The following is a 10,249-nucleotide window of genomic DNA, read 5'->3' on the forward strand; positions in this document are numbered from 1 at the left end:
AGCAGCGGAAAGTTCCAGGGGATAATCTGCCCGACGACGCCGAGCGGTTCATGGAAATGGTAAGCCACGGTGTCGTGATCGATCTCGCTGATCGCACCCTCCTGCGCCCGGATACAGGCAGCAAAGTAGCGGAAGTGATCTATCCCGAGCGGTACGTCGGCATTGCGGGTTTCACGGATTGGTTTGCCGTTATCCCAGGTTTCGGCATTCGCCAGCAGATCGATGTTCTGCTCCATACGATCGGCAATGCGGTTGAGGATCTGCGCGCGTTCAGCCGCCGACAGCGCGGCCCAGCCCGCTTTGGCTTCGTGCGCAGCATCCAGCGCCAAATCCACGTCGTGGGTGTTCGAACTGGCGACTTCACACAGCGGTTTCCCGGTAACGGGCGTCAGGTTGACATAATATTCGCCGCTGGAGGGAGGCACCCAGGCGCCGCCGATAAAGTTTTCGTAACGTTTTTTCAGGCTGACATCGAAGCCATAGGCTCCGGGAGAAACACGGCTTGAGCTAGAGGAAGTGTCGTAGGTCATTTCTGTCTCCTTTGTACGCTGATGCTGCGGACTGGGCGTGGTATTCGCAATGACGCCGCCCGGCCACCTGATACAGAACGGTGTGCTTACCTAAACAGAAAATCGTTGGACTGATCCTAGAGGATGTTAATCGATTGTGATAGATACGGGCGGTCTGAAAAAGATCGGAATTCGATTCAGCGCTCACTTTTAGACAACGAATGGAACCTAATGCGAAACAGCGCATCTGAAGCCGCCTAACGTATTCGTCATCTCACGCGAGAGATAACATTCGCGTCCCGTCGGGCTCGGTGAAATACTGATCTCACGACTTCACATCACGACCGCAGGAAGTACGGGTGAAAAACAACCATTCTCAGCGCGAAGATACGCAGGCTCCTTTGACCGGAGCCAGTCAACACACTATCTGGCATCAGTCTGCGTTGGCCGACCCCCGTCGCGACTGGCTAGCGGAAGAGGTGCCGGTTGCCTTGGTCTACAACGGCATATCCCACGTGGTGATGATGGCTTCCCCCAAAGATTTGGCAGCCTTCGCGCTGGGCTTTTCACTGTCGGAAGGCATTATTCAGTCGCCTAATGATATCTACGGCATCGACGTCGTCCCTACCTGTCACGGTATTGAAGTGCAGATTGAGCTTTCCAGTCGTCGCTTCGCCGGGCTGAAAGCCAGACGCCGGGCAATGGAAGGCCGTACCGGCTGCGGCGTGTGCGGCGTCGAACAGCTGGAGGAGATCGGAAAACCGATAGCGCCGCTTCCCTTTACCCAGACGTTTTCTCTGTCGCGGCTTGAGTCCGCATTGGGACAATTGAGCGATGTTCAGGTCGTCGGACAGCGGACGGGCTGTACCCATGCCGCTGCCTGGATTTCGCCGGAAGGGTTGCTGTTAGGAGGCTGTGAGGATGTAGGCCGACACGTCGCGTTGGATAAGCTGCTGGGTCTGCGCGCTCGTCAGCCCTGGCAGCAGGGCGCAGCGCTAGTGTCCAGCCGCGCCAGCTATGAGATGGTGCAAAAATCCGCCCTTTGCGGCGTAGAAATTCTCTTTGCCGTCTCCGCCGCCACCGCACTGGCCGTTGACGTCGCGCAGCGCAGCCAGCTGACATTAGTGGGTTTTTGCCGTCCGGGACGTGCGACGATCTACACCCATCCCCAGCGTTTGCGCGACTAGTCGCTTAGATCGATTGGTTGTTAGCCCCAACCATTCACTTATAAGTGACTGTAGAAAAAGGATTAAAATTGCCGCGCAGCGGCAGAAAGCCAAGAATAACCATTTTCAATATCATTTAATTAACTATAATGAACCTCATGCTTACGCGGGACTAACAAACCAAGTGCCGCTCCATCTATACCAATGCACGCCAACTATGGAGATGCAAAATATGAGTTACACACTGCCATCCCTGCCCTATGCCTATGACGCACTGGAACCGCATTTCGACAAGCAAACGATGGAAATCCATCACAGCAAACATCACCAGACTTACGTCAACAACAGCAACGCAGCATTGGAATCCCTGCCTGAATTCGCGAAGCTGTCTCCGGAAGAGCTGATCACCAAACTGGATCAGGTACCGGCTGATAAGAAAACCGCGCTGCGCAACAACGTAGGCGGCCACGCCAACCACAGCCTGTTCTGGAAAGGTCTGAAGCTGGACACCACGCTGACTGGCGATCTGAAAGCCGCCATCGAACGCGATTTCGGCAGCGTTGACGCCTTCAAAGAAACGTTTGAGAAAGCAGCAGCAACCCGTTTCGGTTCCGGCTGGGCTTGGCTGGTACTGAAAGACGACGGCAAACTGGCGGTCGTTTCTACGGCTAACCAGGACAGCCCGCTGATGGGCGAAGCGATCTCCGGCGCCTCCGGCTACCCGATCATCGCTCTGGACGTGTGGGAACACGCCTACTACCTGAAATTCCAGAACCGCCGCCCGGACTACATCAAAGCGTTCTGGAGTGTCGTCAACTGGGACGAAGCCGCAAAACGCTTTGCCGAAGCAAAAAAATAAGCTGTAAGATCATGAGCCTGCGCCACTCAACGCAGGCCCATCACCAACCCGGAATAACCTTAATTATTTCGGGTTTTTTATTTCCGCAATTCCTCTCTTAATACCGAAGTAAATAGTAAAGCTTTTCTTTACCATGCCGATAATTTTCTTGAGCCCTCTTTGATTATTTTCCGCCATCCTGTTCAGGTCGGGGGAGATATTCTTTTGGCTAAAACAAATAGCAAATCAACACATTAGGGATCTCCCTTAATGACTGAGTTCATTAATAATGGAAGAGTAAAATGGCGATTAAAATTGAAAATATTAAGGTAGGCAAGAAGTTAGGATTAGGCTTCTCTCTAATTTTAGCGCTGACCCTCCTTATAGCTGCCGTTGGAATGATGTACATAGGAACCCTGAAAGATCGCTTTGATAAAGCGACTTTTAGCGCCCAAATCAACGATGAAGTCAACCAAGCCCGCTATTATCGCGTTCTGTACAGCGCGGGATACAACCCCGACGCCATCAAAAACAATAGCAAACATATTAACAATATTGTCAATTTAGTCAGCGAAGCAAAAAATAAGTCCTGGTATTTAGATTACGAAGACCGTCTGGAAAAAATATCTGAGGCCATCGTTGAATATCAGAAAAAACAAAAAGATTACGTAGATGCCGTAAATAAAAAGGACCAGGTAAGACAAAGCTGGAATATTTCCGACACGCAAAACGCATTAAATGCATTTGAACAACAGACTAAGAATGAAGGTAATTTCCCGCTACAGCTGCAATTAGCCAATCTCGATCTAAAACTCACCAGTATTCGCTACCATGCCCGCGGCCTGCTGCTAGCCCTGAATCAGGAGGCAGAGAAACCCCTCATCGCCGCAGTGGAAGACACCGAACAAACGCTGAACCAACTGCTCAAGTCGCTGCCCGCAGAACGTCAATCACAGCTAACCCCCATCGTCACATCGCTGTCGAGTTATAAAGCTCAGGTGCTGGCCTACCTGCCGGCTTATCAGGAAGAGCTGAAACAGGTTGATTTGCTCGGCGTTCAGGCCAATAACCTGATTTCACAGGTTACCGGCATGGTCGAGAACGAGACACTCGCGACCCAGAAAGACATCAACGAAGCCACGCTGTGGCTGTCTCTGACGGCGCTGGTCACATTGCTGCTCGGTATCGGCATCGCCCTGTATATCTCTCGTCAAATCACTCAGCCTCTGAACCAGACTGTCGATATTGCCGAAAACATTGCGGCCGGCGACCTGACCATGCCGATCGTCACCACCCGCCGCGACGAGCTGGGGATGCTGCTGAACTCCATGGCGAAGATGAAAGCCAATCTGCACAACATCATTGACGATATCCGTCTGGGCGTCAGCCAGATCAACACCGCCGCCCGCGAAATCGTGGCAGGCAACGACGATCTGTCTTCACGCACAGAGTCTCAGGCGGCCGCGGTGGAAGAAACCGCTGCCAGCATGGAACAGCTGACCTCGACCGTGAAACAGAACGCCAGCAATGCCCATCACGCCAACAAACTGGTGCTGGACGCCACACAGACCGCGCAGTCGGGCGGAAAATTGGTGGAAGAAGTGGTGAAAACCATGTCTGAAATCGAAGGCAGCTCGAAGCGCATTGCGGAAATCACTTCCGTGATCAACGGCATCGCTTTCCAGACCAACATTCTGGCGCTCAACGCCGCGGTCGAAGCCGCTCGCGCCGGCGAACAGGGTCGAGGATTCGCCGTGGTCGCTGGTGAAGTCCGTAATCTGGCGCAGCGCAGCTCTCAGGCAGCGAAAGAGATTGAAGGGCTGATCTCCACCTCCGTGAATCAGGTCGGACACGGGGCGAGACTGGTGAACGATGCAGGGAAAACGATGCACGACATCGTGACCTCGGTCACCCACGTCCATGACATCATGGGAGAAATTACGGTGGCTTCGGATGAACAAAGCCGCGGGATCGCACAGGTTAATGAAGCCATCGTGGATATGGACAGCACCACGCAGCAGAACGCCGCGTTAGTCCAGGAGTCGACCGCCGCCGCCAGCTCGCTGGAAGAGCAGGCGATTGTGTTGTCTAACGCGATTGCCGTCTTCCGCCTGTCTAGTTCACAGGAACGGGAAAACAACGGGGAACGTACGCTTATCGGCAGCAACGCACAGCAGCTGACCTACAACCCGTAATATCACGCGCCGAAAGCGTGTGTCTCTTTGACGGGCTGAGAGACGCCTCTCAGCCCGTCATTCAACCCTTAACGCACGGCAATCAGCGGCTGCGCCTTCAGGATCGTCGCCAGATTCTGCTGCTGCGAAGAAAGCTGCGTCATCATGCCGTTGTACTGATCGACCTGCGCCTGCGTCTGGAACTGCACGCCATTGCCGTTGAACGTCACCTGAGCGCCCTGCGTCTGCAGATAGTCACCGACCTGCACCAGCGTCTGCGCAAAGGAGATACTGACCGGCACCACCGCAGCGACGGCCGTCGCGGGCTTCGTCACCACACGCTCATACACCCGGTTATAAACTGCCTGAACGTCTTCCGGCTGTTTCAGCGCGTGCCGAGCGTTATCCGCCTGCACTTTCGCAGTCTGTGTCTGCTGACTGAGCAGATTCAGAGCGCCGGTGCTTTGCCGCAGATTTTCCCGCTCGGTCAGGTAATCCTGCGGTACGCGAATACGCGCGACCTGCTCCAGCATAGGCGTTAAGCTGCCCGCCAACGCCTGATCCAGCTGCTGACTAAAGCCCGTCAGAATCGCGTAATCCTGCGCATAACGACCGAAACTCTGCTTTTGCTGGTCCGTCAAACCCGGTAGCTGACGCCCCGGTTCCTGTTCCACTCCCTGCAAAAATGCGTTGAACGCCTGACGCTGCTCTTTGTCTTTATCACCACAGGCCGCCAGTTGCAGCGTCATCAAAACCATAATCACCGGCATCAGCCAGCGCGAACGGATATCCGCCAACATGTCTACTACTCCTGTTTTTCGTTTCGCCGTCGTGCGTATAGAAGGTTACCCCGATAAGCATAGCCGAACGGCTTTCCCGCAAGATGAAAAACAGCGCGCATATTCTCGCTGTTCTCCCCGTAGAGGCTGCGGTGAGATACCGCAACGCAGCCATGTCACACCCACACAGCACCCACCTAAAAAAACAGGGCCATTAAGGCCCTGTCGTGATTCAGCGAGCGTGAATCTTTACTGCAACACCGAAATATCAGCCACTTTCAGGAACAGATTACGCAGTTCATTAAGCAGCGTCAGACGGTTGATCCGCACGTCCTGCTCTTCCGCGTTCACCATCACTTTGTCGAAGAAGTTATCCACCGGCTCACGCAGCTGCGCCAGCTCAACCAGCGCTTCCTGATAACGCCCTTCGGCGAACCACGGGTTCAGTTTGCTGTTCAACGCGGTGACATAAGTCGCCAGCTGAATTTCTTCTTTCTCTTTCAGCAGCGAGGCCTGCACGCTGTCATTCAGGCTTTCGGTCGACTTCGCCAGAATGTTGGACACGCGTTTGTTGGCGGCCGCCAACGCAACCGCCTGTTCCAACGTACGGAAATGACTGACGGCTTTCACGCGGGCATCAAAGTCGGCCGGACGAGTCGGACGACGCGCCAGCACTGCCTGAATGGTATCCACGGTATGGCCTTCTTCCTGATACCAGGCGCGGAAGCGGCCCAACATGAATTCGATCACATCGTCGACCACATTGGCGTTCGTCAGCTTGTCGCCATACAGACGCACGGCTTCTTCCGTCAGCGTTTGCAGATCCAGCGGCAGCTGTTTTTCTACGATGATGCGCAGAGCACCCAGTGCGGCGCGGCGCAGCGCGAATGGGTCTTTATCGCCCTTAGGATGTTGGCCGATACCGAAAATTCCGGCCAGCGTATCCATTTTGTCGGCGATGGCCAGCGCACACGCGACCGGCGATGAAGGAAGATCGTCGCCCGCGAACCGCGGCTGATACTGTTCGTTCAACGCGACCGCGACATCTTCGTCTTCACCGTCATGACGCGCATAATGCATACCCATGACGCCCTGCGTATCGGTGAATTCGAACACCATGTTGGTCATCAGATCGCACTTGGACAGCAGGCCCGCACGCGTAGCGTGATTGACGTCTGCGCCAATCTGCGCGGCAACCCATCCAGCCAGTGCCTGAATACGGTCGGTTTTATCGCGCAGAGAACCCAGCTGCTGCTGGAACAAAACGGTTTCCAGACGCGGCAGGTGATCTTCAAGACGTTTTTTACGGTCGGTATTGAAGAAGAATTCGGCATCCGCCAGACGCGGACGCACCACTTTTTCGTTACCCGCAATAATCTGCTGGGGATCTTTCGATTCGATATTGGCGACAAAAATGAAGTGCGGCAACAGCTTGCCTGCATCGTCGTATACCGGGAAATATTTCTGATCGCCCTTCATGGTGTACACCAGCGCTTCCGCAGGCACGGCCAGGAATTTTTCTTCAAACGTCGCAGTCAGCACCACCGGCCATTCAACCAGAGACGCCACTTCTTCCAACAGGCTTTCGCTCAGGTCGGCTTTTCCGCCAATCTTCTGCGCGGCCTGTTCAGCATCGCGTTTAATAATCGCTTTACGCGCTTCGTAGTCTGCGACCACTTTGCCGCGCTCAAGCAAAATCTCAGGATATTGATCGGCATTGTCGATGGTGAATTCGGCTTCGCCCATGAAGCGGTGGCCGCGTAGCGTGCGAGCGGAGTCGATGCCCAGCACGGTGCCCGGGATCAATGTGTCGCCCAGCAGCATGGTCACCGTGTGAACCGGGCGAACGAACTGCACGTCTGAGTCGCCCCAGCGCATCAGTTTCGGGATCGGCAGTTTGCTGAGCGCGACGCTCACCATGCCCGGCAGCAGCGTTTGCGCCGCCTGGCCTTTGACCTGCGCACGGAACAGCAGCCATTCGCCCTTGTCCGTGGTCAGACGTTCAGCCTGATCGACGGTAATACCGCAACCGCGCGCCCAACCCTGAGCCGCCTTGGTCGGCTGGCCGCTGGCATCAAACGCCTGAGAGATGGCCGGGCCTCGTTTTTCCACTTCACGATCCGGCTGAGACGCGCTCAGCGCCGTCACCTTGAGCGCCAGACGACGCGGCGCGGCGAACCAGTTCACGGCCTGATAGGTCAGGCCTGCCGCATCCAGTTCAGCGCTGAAATTGGCGGCAAAAGATTGCGCGAGCTGACGGAGAGCCTTCGGCGGCAGCTCTTCCGTGCCGATTTCCACCAAAAAAGTTTTATCAGTCATGGCCTGTTAGCTCTCTTTTCTATTACACATCGGGAAGCCCAGCGCCTCACGGGAGGCGTAGTAGGCTTCGGCTACCGCTTTGGTCAGCGTGCGAATGCGCAGAATGTAGCGCTGACGCTCGGTAACGGAAATCGCTTTGCGCGCGTCCAACAGGTTGAAGCTGTGGGCGGCTTTCAAAATACGTTCGTACGCAGGCAGCGGCAGCGGGTTTTCCAGCGCCAGTAGTTCCTGAGCCTCTTTTTCATACTGCGCGAAGCAGGTAAAGAGGAAGTCGACGTCGGCATGTTCGAAGTTGTAAGTCGATTGCTCCACTTCATTCTGATGGAACACGTCGCCGTAGGTCGTTTTGCCCAGTTGCCCGTCGCTCCATACCAGATCGTAGACACTGTCCACGCCCTGGATATACATCGCCAGACGCTCCAGCCCATAGGTGATTTCACCCGTGACCGGTTTGCATTCCAGACCGCCCACCTGCTGGAAGTAAGTGAACTGCGTCACTTCCATGCCGTTCAGCCACACTTCCCAGCCCAGTCCCCAGGCGCCCAGCGTCGGGTTTTCCCAGTTATCTTCGACAAAGCGAATATCGTGGATCGTCGGATCCAGACCCAGCGCCTTCAGTGAGCCGAGATACAGCTCCTGAATGTTTTCCGGCGAAGGTTTGATGATCACCTGGAACTGATAGTAGTGCTGGAGACGGTTGGGGTTTTCGCCGTAGCGCCCATCGGTAGGACGACGCGACGGCTGGACATAAGCGGCAGCGATCGGCTCTGGGCCAAGCGCCCGCAGGCAGGTCATGGGGTGAGAGGTTCCCGCGCCAACTTCCATGTCCAACGGTTGAACAATGGTACAGCCCTGGCGCGCCCAATAATCCTGTAACGTCAGGATGAGGCCCTGGAAGGTCTTGGTATCAAACTTTTGCATTTGGATTCGCACGCGATACAAGTGGATTTACAATGAATGCGCCAGTATACCCTCTGAGTGCAAGATATACAGCCGGAATGCGGCAACAAGTTCATATCCGGACGAATTTACCACGCTGGGCGGGACGCGGTTTCCCAGCCCGAACACGACGGCGATCCGGGCTAAAACCCATTGCATTTGATCGAGGCTGCGGGAGGGACTGACAGCATCCTCCGCCGTCCTTTGCCCTCATTAATCAGGGCGAAATGGGCTGGGAAACGAAAGGTTAACCCCAAAACACCGTTTGCAGCATTTTCAGGCTCAGGAGCAACAGCAGCGCCGCGAAAATCTTCCTCAGCGTGGCGACTGGCAGACGATGCGCCAATCGAGCGCCGACCGGGGCGGTGAAAAAACTCACCAGCGAGATCATCAGCACCGCGGGCAGCGACACATAGCCCAGACTATACTGCGGCAATCCGGGGGCATCCCAGCCATTGACCATATAACCCAACGCTCCCGCCAGCGCGATCGGCAATCCGACCGCCGCCGATGTCCCAATCGCCTGCTGAATACGGACGTTGCACCAGGTCAGAAACGGCACCGTCAGCGAACCGCCGCCAATCGCCACCAAGGCTGAAATACCGCCAATGCCGAGTCCGGCCAGCGATGTTCCAGCTGTGCCAGGCAGTTGACGATTCGGTTTTGGCTTGAAGTTCATGACCATCTGAAACGCGATATAGGCCATGAAGCAGGAAAAGAAAATCGCCAGCGCCTGAGTCGGCAACAATGCGGCCAGCCAGGTGGCGCTGAATGTTCCCACCAGAATCCCCGGTGTAATACGCCAAACGACCGGCCACAACACCGCCTGATGCTGATGATGTGTACGCAGACTGGAAACGGCAGTAATCACGATAGATGCCATCGACGTCCCCAACGCCAGATGGACCAAATGCTCAGTTTGTACACCCTGAGCAGCAAATATGGCCGTCAATATCGGCACCATGATACCGCCGCCGCCAATGCCTAATAATCCCGCCATAAATCCAACGACGGCACCAAGCGCAAGATAAGCAATAATCCACTCTACAACCATCCCTTTACCCCTGATAAATAATATTTTCCAATTAATAACCCTAAATTTTCAATGGCATGCGATAGTTCTGGACGGATTGTCGTTCTCATAAAGGACCTCATGCTACCGCTGGCCACACCACCGCTTTCTAACGGCAAACGAGGGCTTTCACGCTTCAGATTTAACCTGGCGCAAACAGCCGTCAAAGCCCGCAACGGTCTTTAGCGCAGTCAGCCCGCCCTGTCGGCATACCTTGCATGTGCATTATTCATTTACGCTTAAATCGCGAATTTCGCCATCAAAAATCCATCCAAATGTCCGTCATTGAAAAACTTTAATGCGATTTCTCTGTACATTTTGCGATCAAGCCCCACAAAAGCATGGTTGCCCATACAGTATTTGGCGTGTGATGATAGGGCGGTTCACAACGCACACCGTGCAAACACAGAAATTCTTCATGAGGGTCAGGGGTGAATGAACCCGTGGCGGAAA

At 54.9% G+C, this 10,249-nt stretch carries 8 protein-coding genes; 3 read left to right on the forward strand and 5 right to left on the reverse strand.

Annotation, left to right across the window (positions count from 1 at the left end):
- Positions 1-530, reverse strand: a 530-nt coding sequence (locus tag Q7O77_RS09665; RefSeq protein ID WP_304166321.1) for an aldehyde dehydrogenase family protein, incomplete at its 3' end; no start/stop codon positions are given.
- A gap of 380 nt (positions 531-910) precedes the next feature.
- On the opposite strand from Q7O77_RS09665, the gene fdhD reads away from it, so the two are divergent.
- The 3 genes from fdhD to Q7O77_RS09680 all read left to right on the forward strand — a co-directional run bounded on the left by fdhD (position 911) and on the right by Q7O77_RS09680 (position 4,708).
- Positions 911-1,696 (forward strand): formate dehydrogenase accessory sulfurtransferase FdhD, encoded by a 786-nt coding sequence (gene fdhD / locus Q7O77_RS09670; protein WP_304166338.1) that lies wholly within the window; start codon positions 911-913, stop codon positions 1,694-1,696.
- A 211-nt stretch (positions 1,697-1,907) separates the two neighbouring features.
- On the forward strand, positions 1,908-2,534 hold the full coding sequence (sodA, locus tag Q7O77_RS09675; protein ID WP_026738504.1) for a superoxide dismutase [Mn]: 627 nt from the start codon (positions 1,908-1,910) through the stop codon (positions 2,532-2,534).
- A gap of 281 nt (positions 2,535-2,815) precedes the next feature.
- Positions 2,816-4,708, forward strand: a complete 1,893-nt coding sequence (locus tag Q7O77_RS09680; RefSeq protein WP_304166324.1) for a methyl-accepting chemotaxis protein — start codon at positions 2,816-2,818, stop codon at positions 4,706-4,708.
- A gap of 68 nt (positions 4,709-4,776) precedes the next feature.
- Here Q7O77_RS09680 and Q7O77_RS09685 read toward each other — a convergent pair whose 3' ends face one another.
- From Q7O77_RS09685 to Q7O77_RS09700, 4 genes are all read right to left on the reverse strand, one after another.
- Entirely contained in the window at positions 4,777-5,487 is a 711-nt protein-coding gene (locus Q7O77_RS09685; RefSeq protein WP_304166327.1) for a DUF3053 domain-containing protein, read from the reverse strand.
- Positions 5,488-5,715: 228 nt separating this feature from the next.
- On the reverse strand, positions 5,716-7,785 hold the full coding sequence (glyS, locus tag Q7O77_RS09690) for a glycine--tRNA ligase subunit beta (protein ID WP_304166330.1): 2,070 nt from the start codon (positions 7,783-7,785) through the stop codon (positions 5,716-5,718).
- Positions 7,786-7,791: 6 nt separating this feature from the next.
- Positions 7,792-8,706: a glycine--tRNA ligase subunit alpha gene (gene glyQ, locus Q7O77_RS09695; RefSeq protein ID WP_085650703.1), complete on the reverse strand. Its 915-nt coding sequence runs from the start codon at positions 8,704-8,706 to the stop codon at positions 7,792-7,794.
- Positions 8,707-8,971: 265 nt separating this feature from the next.
- A complete protein-coding gene (locus tag Q7O77_RS09700; RefSeq protein WP_304166335.1) occupies positions 8,972-9,778 on the reverse strand; it encodes a sulfite exporter TauE/SafE family protein in 807 nt (268 codons plus the stop codon).
- Between the last annotated feature and the right edge of the window lie 471 nt (positions 9,779-10,249).

This window comes from Lonsdalea britannica (assembly GCF_946477055.1).
In the GTDB taxonomy this organism is placed as follows: Bacteria; Pseudomonadota; Gammaproteobacteria; order Enterobacterales; family Enterobacteriaceae; genus Lonsdalea; species Lonsdalea britannica_A.